Source organism: Allobosea sp. 01N443, assembly GCF_056399325.1.
The window spans coordinates 1-23830 of the sequence record NZ_JBFTRC010000096.1 but is presented as its reverse complement, the minus strand read 5'-3'; the positions used below and the strand labels follow the sequence as shown (position 1 = coordinate 23830).

21 protein-coding genes and 1 pseudogene are annotated in these 23830 nt (G+C 64.3%); 8 read left to right on the top strand and 14 right to left on the bottom strand.

All coding sequences use genetic code 11. The features are described 5' to 3' along the window. The coding region (locus tag AC1DRP_RS21800) for an alpha/beta fold hydrolase (RefSeq protein WP_476769516.1) at positions 1 to 782 on the top strand (782 nt) is incomplete at its 5' end. Here AC1DRP_RS21800 and AC1DRP_RS21795 read toward each other — a convergent pair. After that, entirely contained in the window at positions 721 to 1302 is a 582-nt protein-coding gene (locus AC1DRP_RS21795) for a YHS domain-containing (seleno)protein (RefSeq protein WP_476769515.1), read from the bottom strand. The two genes, AC1DRP_RS21800 and AC1DRP_RS21795, sit on opposite strands and share 62 nt — an antisense overlap. Positions 1303 to 1648: 346 nt before the next feature. On the opposite strand from AC1DRP_RS21795, the gene AC1DRP_RS21790 reads away from it, so the two are divergent. Beyond that, positions 1649 to 1966: a hypothetical protein gene (locus AC1DRP_RS21790; RefSeq protein WP_476769514.1), complete on the top strand. Its 318-nt coding sequence runs from the start codon at positions 1649 to 1651 to the stop codon at positions 1964 to 1966. 895 nt (positions 1967 to 2861) lie between these two features. Further along, positions 2862 to 3086, top strand: coding sequence for a hypothetical protein (locus tag AC1DRP_RS21785; protein ID WP_441492235.1), 225 nt, complete (start codon positions 2862 to 2864; stop codon positions 3084 to 3086). Positions 3087 to 3187: 101 nt separating this feature from the next. Here AC1DRP_RS21785 and AC1DRP_RS21780 read toward each other — a convergent pair whose 3' ends face one another. The 7 genes and pseudogenes from AC1DRP_RS21780 to AC1DRP_RS21750 all read right to left on the bottom strand — a co-directional run bounded on the left by AC1DRP_RS21780 (position 3188) and on the right by AC1DRP_RS21750 (position 12355). After that, positions 3188 to 4399, bottom strand: a complete 1212-nt coding sequence (locus tag AC1DRP_RS21780) for an ABC transporter substrate-binding protein (protein ID WP_441492234.1) — start codon at positions 4397 to 4399, stop codon at positions 3188 to 3190. Continuing rightward, the gene (locus AC1DRP_RS21775) at positions 4399 to 6567 is read right to left on the bottom strand and encodes a TonB-dependent receptor (RefSeq protein ID WP_476769513.1); all 2169 of its coding nucleotides are present in this window, start codon (positions 6565 to 6567) and stop codon (positions 4399 to 4401) included. Before AC1DRP_RS21775 ends, AC1DRP_RS21780 begins: the two co-directional genes overlap by 1 nt. Positions 6568 to 6944: 377 nt before the next feature. After that, complete coding sequence (locus tag AC1DRP_RS21770) at positions 6945 to 7847, bottom strand: LysR substrate-binding domain-containing protein (RefSeq protein ID WP_441492232.1); 903 nt, start codon at positions 7845 to 7847, stop codon at positions 6945 to 6947. Positions 7848 to 7931: 84 nt separating this feature from the next. Beyond that, positions 7932 to 8621: an ABC transporter permease gene (locus tag AC1DRP_RS21765; RefSeq protein WP_476769512.1), complete on the bottom strand. Its 690-nt coding sequence runs from the start codon at positions 8619 to 8621 to the stop codon at positions 7932 to 7934. Continuing rightward, positions 8581 to 8943 (bottom strand): annotated as a pseudogene (locus AC1DRP_RS21760) (ABC transporter substrate-binding protein); the annotation flags it as partial. The gene AC1DRP_RS21765 and the pseudogene AC1DRP_RS21760, both read right to left, overlap by 41 nt. A 424-nt stretch (positions 8944 to 9367) precedes the next feature. After that, entirely contained in the window at positions 9368 to 10414 is a 1047-nt protein-coding gene (locus AC1DRP_RS21755) for a sensor histidine kinase (RefSeq protein WP_476769511.1), read from the bottom strand. Between the two features lie 504 nt (positions 10415 to 10918). Continuing rightward, positions 10919 to 12355, bottom strand: a complete 1437-nt coding sequence (locus AC1DRP_RS21750) for a DUF1254 domain-containing protein (protein ID WP_476769510.1) — start codon at positions 12353 to 12355, stop codon at positions 10919 to 10921. 502 nt (positions 12356 to 12857) lie between these two features. On the opposite strand from AC1DRP_RS21750, the gene AC1DRP_RS21745 reads away from it, so the two are divergent. After that, the gene (locus tag AC1DRP_RS21745; protein WP_441506869.1) at positions 12858 to 14240 is read left to right on the top strand and encodes a TAXI family TRAP transporter solute-binding subunit; all 1383 of its coding nucleotides are present in this window, start codon (positions 12858 to 12860) and stop codon (positions 14238 to 14240) included. Positions 14241 to 14349: 109 nt separating this feature from the next. Here the strand turns inward: AC1DRP_RS21745 and AC1DRP_RS21740 are convergent, their stop codons facing one another. Further along, positions 14350 to 15870, bottom strand: coding sequence for a phospholipase D family protein (locus AC1DRP_RS21740; RefSeq protein WP_441506870.1), 1521 nt, complete (start codon positions 15868 to 15870; stop codon positions 14350 to 14352). A gap of 412 nt (positions 15871 to 16282) precedes the next feature. Between AC1DRP_RS21740 and AC1DRP_RS21735 the strand changes: the two genes are divergently transcribed. Further along, the gene (locus tag AC1DRP_RS21735; RefSeq protein WP_441506871.1) at positions 16283 to 17752 is read left to right on the top strand and encodes a DUF2252 domain-containing protein; all 1470 of its coding nucleotides are present in this window, start codon (positions 16283 to 16285) and stop codon (positions 17750 to 17752) included. A 23-nt stretch (positions 17753 to 17775) separates the two neighbouring features. Here AC1DRP_RS21735 and AC1DRP_RS21730 read toward each other — a convergent pair whose 3' ends face one another. The 3 genes from AC1DRP_RS21730 to AC1DRP_RS21720 form a co-directional block, all read right to left on the bottom strand. Next, positions 17776 to 17910, bottom strand: coding sequence for a hypothetical protein (locus AC1DRP_RS21730; RefSeq protein ID WP_441506872.1), 135 nt, complete (start codon positions 17908 to 17910; stop codon positions 17776 to 17778). A gap of 344 nt (positions 17911 to 18254) precedes the next feature. Continuing rightward, the gene (locus tag AC1DRP_RS21725) at positions 18255 to 18563 is read right to left on the bottom strand and encodes a BTB/POZ domain-containing protein (RefSeq protein WP_441506873.1); all 309 of its coding nucleotides are present in this window, start codon (positions 18561 to 18563) and stop codon (positions 18255 to 18257) included. A 151-nt stretch (positions 18564 to 18714) separates the two neighbouring features. Further along, positions 18715 to 19089: a hypothetical protein gene (locus AC1DRP_RS21720; RefSeq protein WP_476769509.1), complete on the bottom strand. Its 375-nt coding sequence runs from the start codon at positions 19087 to 19089 to the stop codon at positions 18715 to 18717. A gap of 832 nt (positions 19090 to 19921) precedes the next feature. On the opposite strand from AC1DRP_RS21720, the gene AC1DRP_RS21715 reads away from it, so the two are divergent. Both AC1DRP_RS21715 and AC1DRP_RS21710 read left to right on the top strand, forming a co-directional pair. Continuing rightward, the gene (locus AC1DRP_RS21715; RefSeq protein ID WP_476769517.1) at positions 19922 to 20638 is read left to right on the top strand and encodes an amino acid ABC transporter ATP-binding protein; all 717 of its coding nucleotides are present in this window, start codon (positions 19922 to 19924) and stop codon (positions 20636 to 20638) included. 231 nt (positions 20639 to 20869) lie between these two features. Then, on the top strand, positions 20870 to 21139 hold the full coding sequence (locus tag AC1DRP_RS21710) for a hypothetical protein (protein WP_162768527.1): 270 nt from the start codon (positions 20870 to 20872) through the stop codon (positions 21137 to 21139). 72 nt (positions 21140 to 21211) lie between these two features. Here the strand turns inward: AC1DRP_RS21710 and AC1DRP_RS21705 are convergent, their stop codons facing one another. Together AC1DRP_RS21705 and AC1DRP_RS21700 are read right to left on the bottom strand one after the other, a co-directional pair. After that, complete coding sequence (locus AC1DRP_RS21705; protein ID WP_476769508.1) at positions 21212 to 22381, bottom strand: glycerophosphodiester phosphodiesterase; 1170 nt, start codon at positions 22379 to 22381, stop codon at positions 21212 to 21214. Between the two features lie 220 nt (positions 22382 to 22601). Next, positions 22602 to 22742: a hypothetical protein gene (locus AC1DRP_RS21700; protein WP_476769507.1), complete on the bottom strand. Its 141-nt coding sequence runs from the start codon at positions 22740 to 22742 to the stop codon at positions 22602 to 22604. A gap of 412 nt (positions 22743 to 23154) precedes the next feature. Between AC1DRP_RS21700 and AC1DRP_RS21695 the strand changes: the two genes are divergently transcribed. Continuing rightward, positions 23155 to 23830, top strand: a 676-nt coding sequence (locus AC1DRP_RS21695) for an RsmB/NOP family class I SAM-dependent RNA methyltransferase (RefSeq protein WP_476769506.1), incomplete at its 3' end; no start/stop codon positions are given.

The following is a 23830-nucleotide window of genomic DNA, read 5'->3' as shown; positions in this document are numbered from 1 at the left end:
CCTTGTACCTGCATGGCGGCCCGGGCAGCGGGCTCCGCTCGGGCAGCTATCGCCGCCATTTCGACCCGGAACGCTACTGCATCATCGGGATCGACCAGCGCGGCTGCGGACGAAGCCGCCCCCTCGCCTCGGACGCTCCCGGCGAATTGCACCGAAATACGACGCAGGCGCTGATCGGGGATATCGAGGCCGTCAGGACGCATCTCGGTATCGCGTCCTGGCTCGTCTCGGGCGTCTCCTGGGGCTCGACGCTGGCGCTGGCCTATGCGCAGGCGCATCCCGGCAGGGTCTCCGAACTGGTGCTGGTCGCGGTCACCACGACCAGCCGCGAGGAGGTCGACTGGATCACCGAAGGCGTCGGGCGCCTGTTTCCCGAAGCCTGGCAACGTTTCGAGCGGGATTCGGGCCGGCGCCCCGGCGAGCGCGTCGTCGAAGCCTATGCCAGGCGGCTGGCCACCTGCGGCCTCCAGGAGCGCGTGCTCGCAGCCCGCGCCTGGAACACATGGGAAGCGACCCATATCTCGCTCGACCCGGGCTGGGAGCCGCCGAGCCAACCGCCCGACGACGAACGCGGCCTGGCGTTTGCGACGCTCGTCACGCATTACTGGGCCCATGACGGGTTTCTGCGGAATGGGCAGGAGATCCTGCGCCGTATCGCCGAGATCGCCGATATTCCCGCCGTTCTCATCCATGGCCGTCGCGATGTCAGCGGACCCGCGATCACCCCCTGGAACCTGCACCAGCGTTCAATTGCGGCCAATGGCGCTCGGCCTTGGCGATAAACCCTGCGGGATCGCCGAGCCAGGTCTTCCGGACATCGCGATCGTAGTTGAGGTAGAGCGTGCCATCGACGATGGACYAGGCCTCCGGCTCGATCTTCACGAGATAGCCCCGCGAGGTGCCATAGGCGCAGAAGCCGCCATAGGCCGGCAGGTAGCGCGCCGGATCGGCTTCGAGCAAGGCCTTGTGCTCGGCGCTGGCGAAGCGCCAGGTGGCGCCGTGAAGGGCGACGGAAAATTCCGGCCTGCCCAGCCTCGGGCCGCCATCGTGGAAATAGGCGACGGGATCGTAGCCGCGGATCGCGAGCCCGTCCGGTGAGCCGAGCGTGTTGACCGGGCGGGGCATATCGGCCCGGACACCCGATGCTGCGAGCACCGCGCCAGCGAGCAGGATGAAGCTGCGCCTGCCGAGCATGGCGCGTCTCCCGTCCCTCTCGCCGTTCGCGACGAGCGCGCGTCCTGTGCCGAGATCGTCTTCGGCCGCCCCCGTGCTGCGGACCGGTGACATCGTTTCGTGGTGCATCTCGTCTCTCCGGCGCAGCCGCCCCAGGCGGCTTTGGGGAGAGATCGCTCGGCGGGGCGATTTGGTTACACCGTCACGCAGACGTGAGCGCCTGGCCGGGACGGAGATGAGTGCCGACACAACCATCGCCAGGCACAGCCCTGGGTCGCAGCTTCGACCATCGCGGCGTGGAAGGATCGGGTGCGCCCATTGTTCCCGCGGCACATGGAAACGGCCAGCCTCCACCCCAGAACTCTCTCGGCCCTTTCGTGATCTGCGCGCCCCCCTTCGCAGAAATCCCGCCGGAGCCGCCGAGCAGCTTTGTTTACAGTCCTGCGCTACGTCCCCAGCACCGCGATACGAGGAGATGGAATTGAGTTTTTCCAGGGTGGCAAAGGCCGTTGGTTCGGTGAGTTTCCTTTTGGGCATCCTGATTGCGGCCGCAAGCGTGCGATTCCCGGACCTGTTTCAAGACATGGGGCCCCTTCAACACATCGGCGCAGCAAGCTTCTTCTTCGCAGGCGCGTTTGTCGCGATGCAAACGCTCGTCAAGCGAATGGAGGGCGGACATTCCGACGATGCGTCGCTCGCAGCGAGCTTGAAGGAGCTATCTGGGTCATTGCTCTATTCGCTTTTCGGCCTGACCGTTACGGCGATGTCGGTCTGGACGTCATTTGCGCAATAGGTTGGTTGTAGTTTCCGGTCCAATGACCGGTTTCATCTGGGAGCCCGCGCCGCCCTCGGTTTCAAAGAACAGAGCGTGGCGTGGTGCAGGAACTCAGAAGAGGAAAACCGGAATCCGCGAATACGACGCCCCCCATCTCCGGTGTCAGTTGAGCGCAACGGTACCGACAGCACTTCATGAGACCATATCGTGCACCTGATTGACGTGGACCTTCATGTCACGATGCCATGCTCACCCGGTTTCTCCTCCTGCCTTGCCCGCGAGCCGCGATGATCAACACCCGATATGCCCTTGTCATCGCGTCAGTTGCGGTTCTCTCGGGATGCATCGGGGAGACAATGTTCAGTGTCGAACTGCATCGAGAGAGCGACAACGCCAAGGCGACCTGCATGAGCAGCGTCTACTCGCCGGGCTTGTTGTTCGCGGAACGAAGCCAGATACGAGATGTTTCACGCTGCGTAACGGCTTGCCTGAACAAGGGTTTCACCGTCGCTCAGCGTCCCCAGGGCATCTCGATTGACACTCTCGCACCTGACGCAGTCGCGGAGGATGATTGCGCCCATCATGCGCAAGCGATAGCGGCCGGTTCGGCCCCTGGGCGGAAGGGCGGCGATTCCGGCGCCCCAACCCGCCCTCGCCGTCTCAGTCAATGACGAGTGCGCTGCAGCACAAAATCTTTCGCGACTGCGAGGTACTGTCATTCCTTGATGCTCTGTTCACAGAGATTTAATCCAAGATTGAATCCCACATTGAGGCGGCAATTTGCGTATTTGATGAATTTCGCAGGAAATCAGATCACGGTTATTTGCATGAACATTTCAGCTTCGCGACGGTAATATGGATACGAAGTCGGATTTCAACCCGGCCTCGTGCTTTGGAACGCAGGAGATCAGTCATGATCACTTACAGGATTGCCCTTGTCGGAGGCCTTCTCGCGCTGTTCGGGATGGCCAACACGGCGCAGGCCTACGAGTTCGGCCCCGAAAGCATCATCCACGAGCAGTACGAGAACCCGCTCGCCCTGCAGGAGCAGCAGCAGTATCGCGCCTATCATGAGCACATGAAGGAGCTGCGTGAGCATCAATATTACGCACCGGCGATGCGGCGACATCACAGCTGAGAGGCAAGCACCTCTCGGAGGCAGGGGCCGCCCCAGCGGCCCCTCTTTTTTGGATGCCGGCTCTACGCCGGTGCCGAAGCGCGCGAGCCGGCCGCCGGCAATCAGGGCGCGGCGTGGCCGGCTCCTCCCTCCCCGCCAAGCTCGACCCAGTAGCCCGGCTGATAGGGCAGCGGCAGGAAGCGCTCGTGGAGTTCGCGCAGCGTGGCTTCGGGATCGAGATCCGGGAACAGATCGGGATGGAGCCAGCGGGCGATCCTCTGGATCGCCACGAACTGATAGGGATTGTTGTAGAACTGATGCCAGATCGCGTGGACGCGCCCGCTCTTCACCGCGGCCGTATGGGCGAAGGCCGGGCGTTTCGCGAGATTGGCGAGTTTTCGCTTCGCCTCCGCGAGGTCCGCGCCTGGCCCGAGCCCGACCCAGGCGCCGCCCGGCGCCAGCGCGCTCCAATTGCCGCCGGTCGCGATCACCACATCGGGATTCATGGCGATGATCGTTTCGGGGTTCACCGTGCCGAAGGTGCTGGGCAGCAGGAGGCTGCCGAGATTCCGCCCACCGGCGACCTCGACCATTCTGCCGAAATTCTCCGGCCCGAACGTCATGCAGCAATCGTCGGAATAGCCGGGTATCCGGTCGACCATGACGAGCGGCCGCCTGAGATCGGCCACCCCGGCCAGGCGATCGGTGACGCGCGCGATCTCGCGAGAGCGAAAGGCGATGAGTTCCTCGGCGATCTCCGAGCGGCCGAACAGGCGGCCCATCAGCCGGAGCGACGGTTCCGTGTTCACGAAGGGCGCATGGCGGAAATCGACATAGACCACGGGAATGCCGACGGAAGCGAGCTTTTCGACAAGCTTCGTCTCCGCGCTCGCGATCTGGGCCTCGACATTGAGGAACAGCACATCGGGCTTCAGGGCGATCACCGTCTCGATATCGAGATTACCCTCGCTCATGGCCCCGAGCGCCGGCAGCGCCGCAATAATGGGATAGCGCTCGAGATAAGCGCGGTAGCTGTCCGGATCGGCCTTTTGCAAATCGTCGCGCCAGGCGACGATGCGGCGGAACGGCGCCTCCCGGTCGAGGGCGGCGCCGGCGTGGATCTGCCGCCCCTCACCCAGGATCACGCGCTGGACCGGAACCGCCACCGTGACGACGCGCCCGAGCACATCGGTCACGGAGACCTGCTCGGCCGATGCCGGCACGGCACTCGTGATCACCACGAGTACCAGGGCGAGGCAGTGCAGGAGCGCCGCGAGCCCCTGCCCGCATGCGCCGATACCGGGGCGCCGATCGAGTTCGCCGCGACCCGCCATTACAGGTCGACCGACATCGAGAGCCGGAAGGTGCGCGGCGCACCCGCATAGAACGTCCCGAACGAGGCGACGCTCGACCAGTATCTGGTGTCGGCGACGTTCTGGACGGTGGCGCGGAAGGTCGTCTTGCGCCCGGCGATCTCGGTTGCGTAGCGCGCGCCGAGATCGACCCTTGTCCAGTCGGGCAGCGACTGGGTGTTGGCCGTATTGATGAACTGCTTGCCGGTGTGGATCAGCGCGCCCGTCAGGGTCAGCCCCTTCACCCAGGGCAGATCCCATTCGGCGCCGAGATTGAGCTGCATCGAGGGAACGCCGATCGGCCGGTTGCCGAGATTGGCCGCGAGCGCCGGCTTCGTCAGTTCTCCATCCAGCAGGGTGGCGCCGCCAAGCAGCCGAAGCTCGGGGGTGATTTCCCCGTAAACATTGAGCTCGAGACCGCGCACGCGCTGCTCCCCGCTCACCGAAAAGACTCCGCTGCCGCTCAGCTCGGCACTCGGCTTGGTGATCTGGAAGGCGCTGATGCCGGCGCCGAACGTGCCGAACTGCGCCTTCACGCCCGCCTCGTACTGCTTTGCCCGATAGGGCGCGAAGGCCTCGCCGGCATTGGTCGCATTGGTCGGCGCGATATCGCCGCGGCTCAGCCCTTCGACATAATTCGCATAGAGCGAGACGTTGCTCAGCGGACGCAGCACGAGTCCGACCACCGGGGTCGTGGCCTGCTCGTCATAGGACGAGGTCACGGCGCCGGTCGTGGTCGAGTAATTGTTCGTCTCCACCGATTGGCGGCGCACCCCCAGCGTCAGCAGGACGCGCTCGTCCAGGATGGAGAGCGTATCGGCCAGCGCAACGCTCGTGAGATCGCTGTCCGAGGTTCGCGCGCGGGGGACGCGGGTCGCATATTGTGGTTGGGTCAGGACGGGGGCGTAGATGTTCGAACTCACGGGCCGGCCGGCGGTCAATGCCCGCTCGATCTCGTCGTGATAATAGGACGCCTGGAAGGTCAGCTCATGCTTGATGAAGCCCGTCTCGAAGCGGGCCCGGAGGCCGCCATCATAGGTCTGCCGGCCGATCGCCAGATCGAGATATTGCGGGGTGTAGGTGACATCGCCTCGGCCGTTCAGGATCGTCGGCAAGGGCGAGTTGCCGAAGAACCGGTCGACATGGGATTGCGAGCCGCCGACATTGGCGAAAACCGTCACATTATCAGTGAGATCGTACTCGTTCTTCAACAGCACCGAGCCGTCGTCGATCCGTGAATGCTCCCAGGGCTGGATCACGTTGCGCCGCCCGCTCGGGGCCGCCGGCACCGCAACGCCGGGGCTGGCCAGGAAGGGTCGCGTGGGCGCGTCCCAGTAATCGCGCTGCGCCAGGACATAGAGCCAGCTGCGGAAGCGCTCGCCCTGGTAGTCGAGCGCGAGCGAGCCGATGCCCGTGCCGTTGTACTGCCGGTCGACGGCGGTATCGCCGCCGCGCAAGCTGCCATTGACCCGGACACCGAACTCGCGGCCCGCGCCATAGCGCCGGGCGACGTCGAATGTGGCGCCGCCATAGGCTTTTGACGCGAACTCCGCGCCGATCCGGGTGAGATCGCCCTCCGCCCGCTTCGGCACGATGTTGATGATCCCACCGATACCGCCATTCGGGGCGATGCCGCCGAGAGCCGCCGCGGGCCCCCTCAGGACCTCGATCCGCTCGGCATAATCGGTGAAGACGCGATAGTTCGGGGCAACGCCGAAGACGCCGTCAAAAGCGATCTCACCATTATTGCCTTCCGAGATCGGAAAGCCGCGAATGTTGAAGGAATCCACGATTCCGCCCGACGGGTGCGAACTGCGCACCGAGGGATCGAGGATCAGCGCATCGGCGACCGTCGCCGCCTGCAGGTTCCGGATCAGGGCTGCCGTGTAGCTCGTCATGTTGAACGGCGACTTCAGGGTCTGCGTATTGCCGAGCAGGCCGAGCCTGGCCCCTTCCGCCACCTGGCCGCCGGCAAAGGGGGGCGGGACCTCGCTCTTCGTGCCCTGCCCGTCCACGACGATCTCGTCGAGCTGCACGCGCGTCGGCGCGGCGCCCTGAGCCAGGGCGCCCGTTGCGCCCAGGCCGAACATCCCCATGCCCAGCAGCGCCGGGACCACGCGGCTCACCATTGGATCGCTTCGAAGCTTCATCACGCCCTCATGAAAATTCAAAAACATGCCGCATCGAACAATAGCGGCGTGGTTCATGGGGCTTCGTATCGATCAATCCTTATTAACCGTCAACAACACGGGAATGATGTACAAACATACATTTTAAACATCATTCGTAGTGTCGATTATTACTTTCGACTAATTCAAAAATGACTTCGACATCAGGAAATAAATCTGACCAGACAACCACTTGGCGCGAGCCCATTTCAGCCCAAAACGGATCATGCACACCGGCGCAGGCCCCGGCTCGCGCCGGCCGGGCACTCGCACCGGATTCCCGAGGGCCAGTCGATTTCAATTTTTGCAGGCCGCCCGGACAAAATCAGAGGCAGCCGACCGACGGGAGGGCGGCAGCGTCAGGCCGCGTAGAGACGGACGAGATCGCGCGCCGACGAGATTTCGTCGCAGATCCATTCGTCGACCAGCTTGACCTCGCGCCGGCGCCGCATGTCGGGCGGACGGACGAGGTAATAGGAGGCGCCGGTCGGCACCGCCTTGCGCAGCGGCACGACCAGCCTGCCGGCCTGGATCGCCTCATGGGCCAGCACGACATCGGTCATGGCGACCCCGAGCCCGGCTTCGGCGGCGCTGAGCGCCATGTCGAGGGCGTCGAAATCGAGGCCGCTGCGCGGATCGAGATTCGTCCCCGATTTCTCCGTCCAGGTCGCCCAGTCCTGTCGATCCGGCAAGGGGTGGAGCAGCGTCGCCTGGGCGAGGTCAGTCTCGCTGGCCTGGCGCCCGGCGAGATAGCCCGGTGCGCAGACCGGGAGGATCCATTCCGCATAGAGCTCGGTCGTGTAGTCGCGCGGCCAGTTGCCGACGCCATAGCGGATGCCGAGATCGGCATCGGTATCGTTCAGCGTCATGTCGTTCAGGCGCGTCTGGACATTCACCTTGATCAGCGGGTGCCGCTCCTGGAAGGAGCGCAGCCGCGGCAGCAGCCAGCGCAGCGCGAAGGTCGGCAGCACCTTGATGGTCACGGCTTCGCGGTCGTTCTGGAACGGGTTCACCGCATTGGCGATATGATCGAACGCCTCCTTGACGCTGACCGCGAGACGCTGGCCCGCATCGGTGATCTCCAGGCCATTGTGAGTGCGCAGGAAGAGCTGGGCGCCGAGCTGCTCCTCCAGGATGCGGACCTGGCGGCTCACCGCGCTCTCGCTGACATGCAGAGCGAGTGCGGCCTTCTTGATGCTGAGCTCGGCCGCCACGATTTCGAAGCAGCGCAGCGCATTCAATGAGGGGAGCCTGCGGGTCAAAGCGACCTCCTGCTATGTGTCCGGGTCGCGGAGCCGGCCGCTGCCGGCCGCGCCAGAAGGCGTCACCACGCCCCGGCGACGTCTTCAGCTGATCTCCATGCGCGGGTCGAGGGCATCCCTCAGGCCATCACCAACGAAATTGAAGCTCGTCACCGCCAGTGTAATGGCGAGACCGGGCATGATGGCAAGCCAGGGCGCGCTCGACAGGTAGATCTGCGCGTTGTTGAGCATATTGCCCCAGCTCGCGTTGGGCGGCTGGATGCCGTAGCCGAGAAAGCTGACATAGGATTCGAGCAGGATCGCCTTGGCGACATTGAGCGTCGCTGCGACCACGATCGACGCGACCGCATTGGGCAGGAGGTTGCGCCACATGATCCGCAGGCTCGACGCCCCCATCGCCCTGGCGGCGACCGCGTAATCCTGGTCGCGCAGCGCCCTGATCTGCGCCTCGACGATGCGCGCGACATTCATCCAGGATGTCGCCGCGATCAGCAGCGTCATCGAGAGCAGGCCGGGCTTGACCAGTGCGGCCAGCGCCAGGAGCAGGAAGATCGTCGGAAAGCACAGGATCGCATCGACGAAGCGCATCAGGAGCGAGCCGATGATGCCGCCGTAATAGCCTGCGATCATCCCGACCCCGGTCCCTGCCGCGATCGCGATCGCCATGGCGGTGAAGCCGATCGCGAGCGAGATCCGCCCGCCCATCATCAGCCGGGCGAGGATGTCGCGGCCGCGTGTATTTGACGTCCTCGGCGGTGAACGGCGTACCGTCATGCCATTTCACGTCCCGGCGCAGCTTGATCTTCCAGATCAGCCCGTCGGCGGAAAGCCCGCCATTGCCGACGCTCGGAACCTCGGTCGCGAGATCGGCGACGAGCCTGCCCTGCGGATCGATCGACCAGAGCGGGTTGAAAAGCTGCCACCAGACGCCCTGGTCGACCTCGCTGCCGGGCATCAGCGGATTGAAGACGGTCGGTTCCTGCGAAATCCCMGCGATCACCTGGCCACGCGGCTTTTGCGGCGGCACCAATGGACGGGCCTGCGCCTGCTGGACCGGCGAAGCGGGTTCGCCCTTCCCGATCGGCGACACCCTCATCCCCTATGGCTATATGTGGTGGATTCCCGTCCTCGATGATCCCGCGCTCAAGGGCACCTTCCAGGCCGAGGGCATCTATGGCCAGTACATCCACATCAATCCGCAGAAGCGCCTGGTCGTCGTGGTGCTGAGCGCGCGCTCGAAGCCGAGCTTTCGTCAGCGCCTCGAGATCAATGACGACGCCCTTTTCGCGGCGCTTGCCCGCGCCTTGTGAGGGACAGGGCCGGAGTGCGTTTCCCGCAACGATGGACAAGGGCGTTCGCGCGGCATCCTGTTGCCCGAACTGGCACCATATTGGCCTGGATTGCGAGAAGAGGGCAGAGGCGAACCGACGAGCAGGTAGGTCTGCGACGACAGATCACGCAGCTTGTCCGGGCAATAGGCTGCTCATCGCATCCAGCGCCCGGGAGACCTCAAGGGAGTTTCAGGCCGCGCTCGGCATGCGCGAGATGAAGCTCGCCCGGGTGACCGAAATCTTCATGCCCCCGGCCCCGCTCTGCGCCTCCATGACGGCGTCGAGCTGCTTGACGAGCGCTTGCACGATGGCCGTGCCCAGTCCGGTGCCGGCGTCGCTTGCCGTCTTTCCGATGCCATTATCGGAGACGATCAGCTTCCAGTCGGCACCGTTGATCTCGTAGGTKACGAGGATCATGGCATCGGCCCGGACGACGGGGAATGCGTATTTGATGGCATTGATGACAAGCTCGGTGACGATGAGGCCGAGGCTCACGGCTTGATCGGAACGGATCGCTCCTGAATCCGCCATCACCTTGACCGTGATGGGCTGGCCCTCCCCGACCATTGACGAGGCGAGGCTGCCGCAAAGCTTGGTGAGGTAGGAGCTGACCTCGACCTGGTCGATCGCCTCGGAGGTGTGGAGATGCCGCTGCACTTCGGCGACCGACATGACGCGTTGATGCGCATCCTTCAGGTGCTGGCGGGTTTCCTCCGATGAGACAGCCCGCGCCTTCAGCAGCAGGATGCTGGCGATGATCTGGAGGCTGTTGGCGACGCGGTGCTGGATTTCCTGAAGCAGGACATCCTTCTGGCGCAGCAGCTCTTCGGTTTRCCTGAGAAGCTCCTCCTTCTCCCGCTCGACCGCCCGACGCGCCGTGACGTCGGTGCAGGTGAGAAGGATCCTTGTGGCCGAGCCGTCTTCGTCGACCATCTGCCGGGCATTCAGGAGAATGGTCCGCCGGCCGAGATCGGGACAATCATGCTCGACCTCGAACCCGTCCATGACGGCATGCGTGGGAATGATCCGTTCCAGAAGAACGCGAAGGGCAGCGATGTCCCATTGGCCGTCGCCCAGCGTGGAGAGCGGACGGCCCGGCGCTTCGTCAGGATCGATGCGGAAGGCGGTGCAGAAGGCGTTGCTCGCTGCCAGGACACGAAGCTGATCGTCGAGCACAACAAATGGCTCGGGGATCGTATTGACGATCGCCTGCGCCAATGTGCGTGGGTCTGCCATGTCTTGAGAAATCCTTCTGGGACGCGGCAAGCCCCCCGGCGGGGAGCACAAGCGCATTCTCGGGCCGGCGACCGGCCCGTTTCCGAGGGATAATACACCTTGCAGTCATCACTGTCGCAGCCCGAGCGGGGCTTTCGGGCTTCCAGAAGGGTCCAATGCCCTCATCGCGAATGACACCGCCGATGGCCGTCTTCGATCACCGCCGAGCCTGCGGTCTGGAGTAACTGACGTCCTGGATCATCGGACCGGAAATCGTATCCGGTTCGTTGATCTAACCCTTTGTGTTTGCATCGTCTTTCTCGAAAACCGCAATCCACTTTTCGGGCCGATGCCTTAGAGGGTCCAGTCCGGTCGAAGGGCGTTTGCGGATCGCCCCGCCGCGACCAGGGCTGACTGACCGACCGCAGCCTCCGCGCCATTCACTCACGCGGGGCAACCGCGAGATCCAGGGCTTCACATGCCGGGGCACCGGAGCGGGTTCGTTCCGGTGCCCTCTCCTGGGGATTACTGGCCCACCACGGCCGGAAGCCCCTGCGCCCTGGTGATGGCTGGGGGGTTCCATTTGCCGGTCAAGACCTCGGATTTCGGGCCGTAGAGCCGCATCGTCAGATTGAACTCGCCCTTCGGCGCCGGAAGCCAGTTCGCCTCCTTGTCCTTGCCCGGATTGGCATTCTGGAAATACAGGTCGAGCGATCCGTCGGCGCTGAATTTGAACGGCATCCAGCTGCTGACCGCAAAGCGATCGAGACTGTTGGCGACCTGAAATCCCTCCGGGTCGTAGAGCGTGACCGACCAGAAGGCGTTCACGGGTGGCAGGGCGCCCTTTTCAAAATGCAGCGTGTATTTGCCGGCGCCGTCGAGCGGCTTGCCAGATTCGTCACCGAGATTGAGGGGGTAGACCGCATCTTCGGGGAGATTGGCGCCCAGGCCTACCTGCGCAACGATAGCGCGCTTGAGATAGTAGTTTCCGTAGACGCCCATGGTATCGGTGTTCATCGACCAATGGTTCGCCACCCGGGCGAGCGTCGGGATCTTCCATTCCATGAGCTTCTGCCCGGCCTCGGGTGCAGCTTCGAGGCCCTTCTTTACCGCCGGCGGGAGCTTGTCGATATCGAAGCTCTCGCCCGGCACGATGCCGATGCGCTTCATCTGAGCGATGATCGGCTGATCCGTGGAATGCGGCGGATGAAGCTTCAACAACTCGGCGGCGTAGGCGAAGTATTTAGCCGCAGGCATGGTGTCGACCTGAACCTTCGGCGGCGTCTTCATGTCGATGCTGGGATCGATCTTCACCTCGACCGGCTTCGGCGCCTTGCCCCAGTCGGACAGGGCCGTAACCTTGTAGCCGGCCTGGACCTTGTGAACGGCCTCATAATCCGGCGGACCGTCCGTCTTCGTCCGGCCGATGATCCAGACATAGGGCGTCGGCGCGCCGATACGCGCCATCCCGGCTGGTACCGTCCCGGTCCAGCCAGGAGGTGTGATCAGGAAATTGCCGGCTTGCGTCCCCGTCGTCCGCCATCCCGGCGATGCGAAGACGTCGGTCCACATGTCGAGCATGGGCAGAAGATAGTAACGGCCGCCCGTGTCGGGTGCGGAGACGACCTGCGGTTCCTTGGTCAGATCGAGCCACGCAATGGAATAGAGCGTGTCGAAATTAACCCGGACGACGACCTTCATATCGGCCGGCGGGAACGCCGGCACGTTCACGAACATGTTCATCGGGCCCTTTCCGAATTCTTTTCCGGCCTCGATGTTCGTGGATTGCTTGCGGGTTACGTCCATGGAGAGCAATGGATAGAAGTAGAGATAGGCATCGACCCCAATGGCTTGAGCCTCAGCTTCGGTCAGCGCTGGCTGCGAACCCTGGGCCATCGCGATATGTACAGATCCAAAACCAAGAAGAACACCCAGAGACAATCCAATTGCAATTTTATTCATTTCAGTCTCCCGCTTCCGCTAGAGATGTCAGAACTTAAATTCGGAAGCCCAGAATTTATCTTCCGTAGATCAGTATACCGATGCACCGATTTATGTAATCATCGATTTGATATTCGGCGAACATTTGTTGTCGACAAAGGCCACGCAGAATTCATTGTGACTGAGAAGGAGACCGCGTCAATTCGTAATGGAGCGGGAGAGCCGACATGCTTGGCCTCTGCCATGAAGGCCGAACCTGGCCGTTACACGACGCGCCTCGGCGCCATTCCTGCTGGCCTCCTGCGCCAGTTCGCCATCCCGACCATCCGAATGCCCGGCTCTGCAGCCCTGCGAGAGCGGAGCACGTGCCAATGCCATGGATGACGTGGCCGTATAGTGCGCTAAGCTTGCCCTGCCGAGCTCGTGGGCTGCCCCTGCTGAATGGGTTCAGGGTCCGACTTATCCTGGCTTGCAGGGGCTGAGCCGACGTCTTCGAAGCGAGGCGCAGTTCGGGACATGTGCCATGAACATCTCGATGTCGCGTCTCCTGCTGATCGCCGCGGCGGCCTTCGCGCTGCTCACCGCCGCCGTCGTCGGCTATCTCTCCTGGTCGCAGCCCCTGCATCTGCGCGTCGCGGCCGGCCCCAAGGACGGGATCGATGCCAAGCTGCTGATCGCCTTCAATCGCCTGCTCGACGTCAACCGGGCCGGGGCGCGCCTGGACCTGGTCACGACGGCCGACATGCACGAAAGCAGTCAGCTGCTGGAGAAACGGGAGGTCGACCTCGCCGTGCTGCGGCTCGACGATCCCCTGCCGACCGGGGCTGCACTGGTCGCAATGCTGCGCACCAATCTCATGATCGCTGCAGCACCGGCCAGGCTCAAGCTGGAGACCCTCGCCGACGTGAAGGGCAAGCGCCTCGGCCTTGTCTCCCGCTCACCGCTCGACGAGCCGTCTTTCGTCCGGCTGCTCGACATGGTGGGCCTCACACCGGCAGATGTCCGCATGACGATCATCAAGCCCGAGGATGTCGCCCGGCTCGTCGCCGGCGGACAGCTCGATTGCGTCGTCGTGCTCGGCGTCCCCGCCGATCCCGTGGTCAGGGACGTGGTTGCCGCGGTCGGCGACAAGCGCAAGACTCCCCCGACCATCCTCAGCATCGAGCTTGGCGAGTCCCTGAAGCAGAACACACCGGCCGCCAGCTCCGAGACGATCGAGAAGAACGCCTTTCCGCGCCTGTCCATTCCCGACGACGATGTCGACACGGTCGGGGTTCCAACCGCGYTGGCCGCCAATCGCGCCTCGACCGGCCCCATGCGCGTGCGGCTCTACAACAACGCGATCATGGAGGTGACGCGCGGCCTGCTCGAACGGCGCAGCGAGCTGGCGCGCGAGATTCCGCTGGCCAGCCTGATCACCCCGCCCGACAGCGAAAAGGACGCACGCTTTCCGCTTCACCCCGGAACCGCCGCCTATCTGGAAGATACGGACACGAGCTGGTCGACCCTGTTCAGCGAACAGATCTGGAATGTCGTGCTGGTCGGCGGGGTCATCAGCTCGATGCTCGCCGCCGCCGGCGGCTTCCTCAACCAGGGCGGCGCCGATCCGATGGGCGGGATCCTGTCCCGCCTGAAGGACATCACGGAACGCGCCGGCGCCTCGACCGATCCAGCCGACGCGCAAGGGCTGTCGCAGGAACTCGGCGTCCTGGCGATCGACATGGCAGCCCTCGGCTACAAGCGCCGATGCAGCTACGAGGAGTTCGCGCCGCTGCAACTCGCCTATGAGAGCGCGCGGGACGCTGTCGCGGCACTGCGCGCCGGACCGCCGCCCACGGCTCGCGGCGACATGGCATCGGAAGCCGTGGCGCGGCCCCAGTCACTGCAACGGGAGCGCAGCCCGTGAGCCCTGCCCCTGTCGCACGGCGCTGATGGCCGCCCCGGCAAGGACGCTCGCGATGAATGCCCCGCCCACGAGCACCCGGACATTGCCCGCGCGAGCCGGATTGTGGGCGTCAGAGTTGCGAGTCGATCGGCAGGAGCTTCAACAGGTCGGCGACGAGGCGCCGGCGCAAACGGGTCTCGGGCTCGCCCCGATAGTGGACGCTTTGCCCCTCCCGCGCCGTCTCCCAGACGATCCCGCCATTCGGCTCGAGCAGAACACGGTAGCTGTTGGCGGGCCCGACGCCGGTCGCCATGTAGGCGACCAGCCTCTCCGCCAGCTCCGGGCTCTCGATATAGAGCCCGGCCTCGGTGTTGATCACGGCGGAGCGCGGATCGAGGTTGAAGCTGCCGATGAACACGGCCTGCCGGTCGAAGGCCATGGCCTTGGTATGCAAGGCTGCAGGTGACCGGCCGGAACGGAGCGACCAGCCCGGCCGGTAGGCGTCGGTATCCGGGCGCAGCTCGTAGAGCTCCATGCCGTTCTCCAACAGCCGCCGGCGGGTCTTGGCGTAGCCGGAATGCGCCGGCAGCATGTCGTTCGAAGCCAGCGAATTGGTCAGCACGCGCACCCGGACATGGCGCTCGTGCAGCGCCTTGACGGTTGCCTGCGCCCTGGCGGGAAGCACGAAATACGGCGTCTCGACGAGCAATTCCTGCTTCAGCTCGGCGACACGCCCGCGGATGAACGCAACCACATGGTCGCTCTCGATGCCCGGCGCGATGGTTTCCGGATCGTCGGCGATGACCCGGCCCTGTGCCCAGACGAGATTGTCGCGAAGCTCCGCGCTCTGGAGTGCCAGTTCGTCGAGGTCCTGGTCGATCGGATAAGGGTATTCGGCGGCGGCGATCTCCGCGCGCAGGCGAATGAGGATGGCATCGAGATCGGCGGCGCCATAGCTGCGCTCGACGATCGTCGCGATCGGCACGGTCGAGGGATTGTTCCAGAACCGGTCGAAAACATCGGACAGATTGCGCACGACAGGCCCGACCGCCAGCACGTCCAGATCGCGATAGTTGGCGATCGTGTTCACGCCATAATAGATGTCGCCGATATTGCGGCCGCCCACGATCGCCGCAGCATTGTCGGCAACCATCAGCTTGTTGTGCATGCGGCGGTTCAGCCGGCCGAAATCGACGATATAGTCGAGCGCAGACCAGCGCCGGTTTGTCACCGGATTGAACAGGCGGATCTCGACATTGGGATGCGCGTCGAGGGCGGCTTTGACGGCATCGCTGGCCTTGTAGAAGGCGTCGTCGACGAGAAGACGAACCCTGACCCCGCGATCGGCCGCCTTCATCACGCTGTCGACGATGATGCGGCCGGTGATATCGCCGTCCCAGGAATAGTACTGCATATCGAGGCTGCGCTCGGCCAGGTCGGCCAGCGCGAGACGGGCGATGAAGGCCTCACGCCCGTGGATCAGGAGGCTGAAGCCGGAGAGGCCGGGATGTTGATCGGCAGCCGCGCCGAAGGATTGTCCCAGCCTGGTCGAAGCGGGGTCGCCGAACGCCGTCGATATGCTGCGCTGGTCGTCGGACCAAGGGCGGGCAGCGCGGCCGGTGAAAACCCTACCCAGCCAATTCACGACCATGCGCGGGATTGCGCTCGCGCCGGGCGCCCGAGGCCGGACCGACCCTGCAGAACGGCTGGTTCCTTGCGTATCGGCGCGTATCGGGCTGGGCTTTTCGCGGCGCATGGTGCTCTMCACCATCCCTGGCTGGCAAGCAAGCGCGGCAGCGGGCAATCCGTCAAGCACAAGCCGCGGGCCAATTGGCCTGTGCCTCGAAAAATCACGGCCAATGCGGTGGGGGATACTGCAAGGACATTGGGCCATGCCCGGCCAGGCGCGGCGGTTGTGGCGTGGCGCTGCCCACACCGGAGAGACGACGCGCGGAACGAGCCGACAATTCGGTGCGATCAGGGCCTCAAAGGCAGTTCTCGAATTCGCGAAAAGGCGTACCTTACGCAAAGATTGCACCGGCTGTTTTCTGTGTGGGGGCGTCATGTCTGCAAGATCGAACAGGCTCGCGTCGCCAAAGAGGTCTGAGCTGGAGGTCCTGCACGGCGCCAGCGCCGACGAGATCCTCACCAATCGGCCGCTACCGGATGAATTCACGCGGGTGATGTCGTTGGCGGAGCGGATGGAGGCCGGAAAGGCGCTTCGCGATCGCGTCCCCCGCCCGCAGCATCGGACATGGGCGCCGAACGGAAGCCGCCCCGACCCGCTCGCCCTTCTTCAGGCGGCGGATGCCGATCGCATTCCCGAGCTCGTCCCCATCCGCTATGGGCGCATGCTGCAGTCGCCCTTTGCTTTCTACCGGGGATCAGCAGGCATCATGGCAGCCGATCTCAGCACCACGCCGAACACCGGCATCCAGGTGCAGGCCTGCGGCGACTGCCACCTGATGAATTTTGGCGGCTTTGCCACGCCCGAACGCAACATCCTCTTCGACATCAACGATTTCGACGAGACCTTGCCCGCCCCCTGGGAGTGGGACATCAAGCGGCTCGCGACCTCGTTCGTCCTCGCGGCCCGGTCGATCGGATTGCCGGCCAGGACCGCGCGGGACACCGCCATCGCCTGCGTGCGCAGCTACCGCAGGCACCTTGCGACTTACGCGGACATGCATCCGCTCGACGTCTGGTACGCGCGCGTCACGGGAGACGATCTCGTCTCCGTGGCGCCCGCGCGCGAACGCGGCCGAATTCAGAAGCGGATCGCGAAGGCGGCCCAGCAGGACGGCTCGGAAACCGATTTTCCCAAGATAACGGACATGGTTGGCGGTCGCGTCCGCATTCGCGACATGCCGCCCCTGATCTACCATCCCGAGGGATCGCGGCGTCCGGATTTCGAGGAGCAGTTGAAGCGGATCTTCCGCGATTACCGGGAGACCTTGTCCGAGGACCGTCGCGTCCTGCTGGACCGCTATCATCTGGTCGACGCAGCCATCAAGGTCGTCGGCGTCGGMAGTGTCGGGCGCCGCTGCTGGGTTGTCCTGATGATGTCCTCCTGCAACGACCCCTTGTTCCTGCAGTTCAAGGAGGCGGTGGCCTCGGTGCTCGAGCCCTATGCCGGCACGAGCGCCTATTCCCTGCACGGTCAGCGCGTCGTCGTCGGGCAGCGCCTGATGCAGCCTGCATCGGATCTGTTCCTGGGCTGGGTCACCGCCGAGCTTTCAGGCAAGCAGTTCTATGTGCGGCAGTTGCGCGACGCCAAGATCAAGCCGCTGGTCGTGACCTTCGACGCCGAGCTGCTCCTGAGCTACGCCCTCGCCTGCGGTTGGGTGCTGGCACGCGCGCATGCTGTTGCCGGCAACGCCGACGGCATCAGCGGCTATCTCGGATCGAACGACCAGTTCGACGAGGCATTGGGCGATTTCTCGGTGAGCTATGCCGACCAGGCGGAGCGCGACCATGCCGCCCTCAAGGCCGCCGTGCGCCTGGGCAAGGTCAAGGCCTATCTGGACGCCTAGCGGAACCGGTCACGGATGGCGCTTCAATGCATCACGACCGCCGCAATCAAGGCGAAGGCTCCGGCAAGGGTGAAGAGAGCGAGCCAGGCGGGATAGCGCGGTGCCATCCACAGCCCGAGCGCGCGGCAATGATCCAARCTCAGCCACAGGCTTGTCATGGTGGTCTCCATCGCATGTTGCCGGGATCGGACCATCCGCGGAGAGGCTGAACCTTAAGGCTGAGGCTAAAGCTGAGGCCAAGGCCGAGGCTGGTCGCCGCTTCGCGAGCGATCGTCCGGAGACCTGGGTCAGGCCGCCGGCGATATCATCTAAGCGGCATCGGACATGGCGCGGGATCGCGCCAAATGCCTGGCCTTGCCGGGCTCGACTGGAATTGCGGTGGGCCGAGGCAAGGTCGGCGTCGGGGCTGGTCTCAGTTCGGTCCGAAGCGAGACGGCCGCTTCACTGGACGCTCAATCGGCGGATTAAGCAAGCAGCCCGCCCGCGTCATCTTGGCCCCGCCTCAGGCGCGGCCTGCCGACGGGCTGACAGGCACGACCGTGAAGCGATCGCGGGGGCGCCGCGGAGCGAAGCTCGTCCTTTGATTGAGGTCGCCGGTCTCGTAGCGCATATAGGCCTGAATAGCGGTCATCACGGCGCCAAGCGAGGCGTAGGGGCCGAACCGGATCATGGGGAGCGCCAGCACGCCGCGGTTCTGCGGGCCGATCCAGAAGTCGTCATCCCGCTCCGCGACAATCGTTCCGAAATGGCGACCGAGCCGGTCCTTCATTTCCCAAACGCTGTGCTCGAGCTGCGTGACGACGATGTCCATGAACGCCTCCGGCTGGCCGGTTGCGCGCTTGCGCCGGTCGCCAGGATATGGGGTTGCCGGGTCATGCCGATAAGGTCGCCAGCCGGGAATACAGCCGCCGCGACGAGGCCAGGGCGTTCACGCCCCCTGGCGCTGCCGGCCGCCATCGCCGTCAGAACCTCTTCCTGGTGATCAGGGTCAGCCGCCCATTGGCACCGGTCTCGGCGACGAGCACCTGCAGCGATGACAGCCCCTGCGCCCGAAGCGCAAGGGCGAGGAGCGGTGCTGCATCGATCGCCGTCCGGAGCTTCTGCAGTTCGTCATCGCCGCGTGCTGCGACGATCCGGGTGACGCGTAGCCGTTCCGGCTTTGGCAGCGCGCGGATATCGACGACGATCACCGACCGGTTCCTCAAGGGTCCCGATGCAGCCACGGGACTGAGCCCGACCTCGCGGTCGACAGCAGCTTCTTCAGGCGGAGCCTGGGCCTGGGCGACACCGGTGAGTGCGAGGGCGGAAACAGCGGCCACGATCGGGATCATGTGCATCGGCAGTCCTTCCATCCGGTCACGGGTCGGCGCAGAGTTCAGGCACGCCCGGGCGGTAACGCCCGTGCTGCGATCACCGCCTCGACGCGTTGCGAGCCCCCATCCTGCCCATCCGGTTTCGTGCAGGCCTCGTGATCGTCATCTCGCCGAGCAAGACTGCGCTGACGATCTCGCGATCCCGCGCGACGTTTCAGCAGAGCTGCGATGCCCTCTACCAGAAGTGGACGATGACCAAGAACTGCAACTAAAATACTCACTACAGTCAGATCTTTCCGATCAAACTTTAATCTCGGACAGATTTTATGATCAAAAAATCACCAGAGGAATGAATACCTTTTAAAAGCCTGATATCCTCTGAGAAAGCGGGGCAGTGAAACGTCAAATACGCAAATTTGTACAGGGTTTTCTCTACCCGATTACGCTTTTGTTACCCGCCCGGAGTCCACAAGGAGCAGGGATGCCACAGTCGATGCGATCACGGCATGGCGCCCGGGCCAATCGCCGCCGCGCCCYGCGCCCATGGAGCAGCCGGGTCAGAACGGGAGCCTCGCCTGGAGCAGCGGCGCCATCGACGGCGCCGCTGAGGGGCGTTCCCCGGCGTCGCGGTCGCCCTCGCCCGGCGGCATAACATTCCGGCATGAAGTCATGCCTGCCGGCGGATTGCCCGCCGGGGCCCGGTTCCTATGCTCGGCCCACGGACACACTCACTTCGGATCAGCTCTTCATGGCACATGCGACCACCGCGCACCCTCGCCCGGGAGATCACGGCGCGACGGCCGATCGCCCTGTCGGGCTGAAGCAGACCTCCCTGAACACGGATACGGCCGTGGAGATGATCGGGGTCAACAAGTGGTATGGCGAGTTCCATGTGCTGCGCGACATCAACCTGAAGGTGGCGCGCGGCGAGAAGCTGGTGATCTGCGGCCCCTCAGGCTCGGGCAAGTCGACGATGATCCGTTGCATCAACCGGCTCGAGGAACACCAGAAGGGCCAGATCATCGTCGATGGCACCGAGCTGACCAATGATCTGAAGAAGATCGACGAGATCCGCCGCGATGTCGGCATGGTCTTCCAGCACTTCAACCTGTTCCCGCATCTGACGATCCTGGAGAACCTGACGCTCGCCCCGATCTGGGTGCGCAAGATGCCGAAGAAGGATGCCGAGGAGATCGGCATGCACTATCTCAAGCGCGTGAAGATCCCGGAGCAGGCGCTGAAATATCCGGGCCAGCTCTCGGGCGGCCAGCAGCAGCGCGTCGCGATCGCGCGCKCGCTCTGCATGAGCCCGAAGATCATGCTGTTCGACGAGCCGACCTCGGCGCTCGACCCCGAGATGGTCAAGGAGGTGCTCGACACCATGGTGAGCCTGGCCGAGGAGGGCATGACCATGCTCTGCGTCACCCAYGAGATGGGCTTTGCGCGCCAGGTCGCCGACCGCGTCATCTTCATGGATGCCGGCCAGGTCGTTGAGATGAACGAGCCCAACGAGTTCTTCAAGAACCCGCAGCACGAACGCACCAAGCTCTTCCTCAGCCAGATCCTGCACTGAGGCCGGGCAAGACTTGAACCATGCGGCGCGCCGAACCCTCGGCGCGCCGCAACTGCGTCAAGGTTAGAGCGAGGACCGAGCGTCGTCTGCCATAGTGGACGCTGCCATGGCGATTGATCCAACAGGCATAGATAGAGATAGCCCCCCGTATCTCTCCACTATCGGCGCGATCAAATTCCGGAACAATTCGGGATGTACCCCGTTCTTGCCTGCAGAATGGAGGAACGCATCATGAGATTCATCATTCCGACGATGACTGCTGTCCTGCTTGCGACGAGCGGCGCCTATGCCCAGTCGATCAACATTGGACCGGGCGGCGTCTCGGTCGATCCACGCTCGCCGCGCGAGCGCGCCATCGACCGCGAAATCCGCCGCGAAGAGCGCATGCGCGATCGCGCCCGCTGGGAGCGCAGCAGCTGGCGCGGCGATTGCCGCACCGTGAGGACCATCGAGGAAACGCCGCGTGGCGAGATCAGGCGTACGACGCGGGTCTGCGATTGATCTCCCGCTGAAATGTGCAAGAGAAAGCCCGCCCTGGTGATCCGGGGCGGGCTGCTGATCGTTGGGGCTGGCTTATTTGGCGTCGCGGGCCTTCACGGCGGCATCGGGGAAGTCCGAGAACAGCCCGTCGATGCCGAGATCGAAGAAGGCCTTGTACTCGGCAGCGGGATCGCTCTTGAAATTCGAGGTTAGCCGCTTCGGCTCGCTGCGGAACGTCCAGGTATGGACGAAGAGTCCGGCCGCATGCGCGTCCTTGACGACATTGGTCGGCGCGATCAGCACCCGATCCTGCTCGTCGATCTTGCCGTCGCCGTTCAGATCCTTCGGCTTGCCGTCCTCGCCGATCGTCTGCTTGCCGGCGAGGATATAGGGCTTCCACGGTCCGACGCCGTCGGCATAGGTCTTGATCTCCTTCAGCCCGTCGGCCGTGACCAGGTCCTTGAAGGTGCGCTTGTCGCCGGTGACGACGAAATCGTAGGGCTTGTCGAAGGGCGCGGCCAGCACGATGCCGCCATCCTTGTCGACGTCATCGGCATCGACGAGCTGGACGAGGCGCAGTTGCGTCTTGCCGCGCAGATATTTGAGATTGGCCGTCTCGAAGCTCTGGATGATCACGGGCGAGGACTTTTCGGTCCAGCCGGCCGCCTTCAACTGATCGAGCAGGCGGTCCTCGAGCGGCAGCCCGATCGCGGCATGAAAGATCGGGTGCTTGGTCTCGGKATAGATGCCGATGGTGCGGCCGGTCCGGGTGCTTTCGGCCTTGGCGAGATCGATGATCTCCTGCAGCGTCGGGATCGGGAACTTGCCATTATGCGACTGGTCGCGATCGGGCATCGCCTGCTTGGCGCGCAGCGTCTTGATCTCCGCGAGGGTGAAATCCCCGGCGAACCAGTCATTGGTGTCGACACCGTCGACCTTCCTGACAGTCTTGCGAGCAGCGAATTCCGGTCGCTCCGAAACGTCCGTGGTGCCGCTCAGCATCGGCTCGTGCCGTGCGACGAGTACGCCGTCCTTGGTCGCGACAAGATCCGGCTCGATGAAATCGGCGCCCTGTTCGATCGCCAGCTTGTAGGATTCGAGCGTGTGCTCGGGCCTGTGGCCGCTGGCGCCGCGGTGACCGACGATGAGGGGCTTCTTCCCATCGAGGGTCGGCACGGGTTGGGCGAAGGCGGGCGATGTGGCAGCAACGCCGCCGCAGGCAAGGGCGGCCAGCATCGTGGCCGAAAGTAGCGTCTGTTTCATCGGATCTGTTCCCTGATCGCGGCAAGAGCGCGCGACCATGATCAGACGATATGACAGCTCCGTGAAGTGGTCTTGTGCCGCAAGGACAACTTTGTGGCGAGGCGCGGGGGCGCTGCCCGTCCGGTCTGTATCGTGGCGCGTCCTGACGGACGACGATCGAGAGGCCCGGCAGAAGCGTCGCCCGGCCAAGCCAGAGCGACGCTTGTGATCGGCTGCGGGCTCAGCGCTTGTTTTCGAGCGTCGTCTTGGCGTCGAGGCGCTTCTGCGGGGGCGGCGTCAGGTCTGGCGGCGGTGTTGTGGCGCAGGCCGTGAGGGCCAGGGCAAGAAGACCGGCAAGCGTGATTCGGCAAAAGCGCTGCATGGCGTGGTTTCCACTTGATCGGAGCGATCGCCCCCGGTGTGCCGCTGACGACGACGCTTCGTCAAGCAGACGGCTTCACATGGTAATACGTCGATTTTCAAGCTGGACGCAGCAAGCGCAACCAGCCTCGGTTGCCGGATCATCCTGCGATGAGGACCGTAAGCCCGGGAAGCCCGGCTCGCCATGCGGATTGCGGCATTCGGGGAGAGTGCCGCAAGATCGGCCGGAGTGGTGGCCAGGTCATGAGCGCCCGTGAGCGGCGGAGCAGAACGTCTGCTCAACCGGGACGGAATGTCCGGGACATGCCTTCGCCTCAAGTATCCGGTCGAGACGTTGTTGCCCCTGCCTCGTCTATATGACACCACAGCGCCGAGATTATGCCGCACACGCCGGCACCAGACGGAACGACGCAATGACCCCTGCCGCCCGCAYCAGCGCCGCCATCGAGGTGCTGKACGATATCATACAGCGTCGCCGGCCGGCATCCGACGCCCTGAAGGATTGGGGTCTGTCGCGGCGCTTTGCCGGGTCGAAGGATCGTGCCGCAATTGCGACCCTGGTCTATGACGCGCTCCGCCGCCGCTCCTCCTCGGCCTTCGCCATGGGCGAGGAGACCTCGCGCGCGATGGTTCTCGGCATGCTCGCCGGCCTGCGCGAACTCCGGATGGAAGAGATCGCCGAACTGTGCTCGGGCGAGAACCACGCGCCCGCGCCGCTGACGCGCGAGGAGGCGACCCGGCTGATCACCTTCGATCTCGACGACGCACCGGGCTGGGTCCGCGCCGATGTGCCTGAGTGGCTTTGGCCTGCTTTCTCAGCGAGCTTTGGCGAGCAGGCCGTGTCGGAAGGCGCCGCACTGGCCGATCGTGCGCCGATCGATATCCGCGTCAATCGCCTTAAGTCGAATCAGGCCAAAGTGTTGGCGGAACTCGCTCATCTTGGAGCGGAGGCGGGGGCATGGTCCCCTGATGCGATCCGCTTCCTGCCGGGGGCGGATGGGCGCGGCCCTTCGCTGCAGAGCGAGCCGAGCTTCTTCGAGGGCGCCTTCGAGATCCAGGACGAGGGCTCGCAGCTCGTCTCGCTACTGG

Bases quoted from the DNA above. Each gene is read 5' to 3' on its own strand.
- AC1DRP_RS21785 (WP_441492235.1), top strand. From the start codon at position 2,862: ATGATCACTTACAGGATTGCCCTTGTCGGAGGCCTTCTCGCGCTGTTC.
- AC1DRP_RS21790 (WP_476769514.1), top strand. From the start codon at position 1,649: ATGGAATTGAGTTTTTCCAGGGTGGCAAAGGCCGTTGGTTCGGTGAGT.
- AC1DRP_RS21780 (WP_441492234.1), bottom strand. From the start codon at position 4,399: ATGGCGGGTCGCGGCGAACTCGATCGGCGCCCCGGTATCGGCGCATGC.
- AC1DRP_RS21700 (WP_476769507.1), bottom strand. From the start codon at position 22,742: ATGCAGCGCTTTTGCCGAATCACGCTTGCCGGTCTTCTTGCCCTGGCC.
- AC1DRP_RS21775 (WP_476769513.1), bottom strand. From the start codon at position 6,567: ATGAAGCTTCGAAGCGATCCAATGGTGAGCCGCGTGGTCCCGGCGCTG.
- AC1DRP_RS21720 (WP_476769509.1), bottom strand. From the start codon at position 19,089: ATGCACATGATCCCGATCGTGGCCGCTGTTTCCGCCCTCGCACTCACC.
- AC1DRP_RS21710 (WP_162768527.1), top strand. From the start codon at position 20,870: ATGAGATTCATCATTCCGACGATGACTGCTGTCCTGCTTGCGACGAGC.
- AC1DRP_RS21725 (WP_441506873.1), bottom strand. From the start codon at position 18,563: ATGGACATCGTCGTCACGCAGCTCGAGCACAGCGTTTGGGAAATGAAG.
- AC1DRP_RS21750 (WP_476769510.1), bottom strand. From the start codon at position 12,355: ATGAATAAAATTGCAATTGGATTGTCTCTGGGTGTTCTTCTTGGTTTT.
- AC1DRP_RS21765 (WP_476769512.1), bottom strand. From the start codon at position 8,621: ATGACGGTACGCCGTTCACCGCCGAGGACGTCAAATACACGCGGCCGC.
- AC1DRP_RS21740 (WP_441506870.1), bottom strand. From the start codon at position 15,870: ATGGTCGTGAATTGGCTGGGTAGGGTTTTCACCGGCCGCGCTGCCCGC.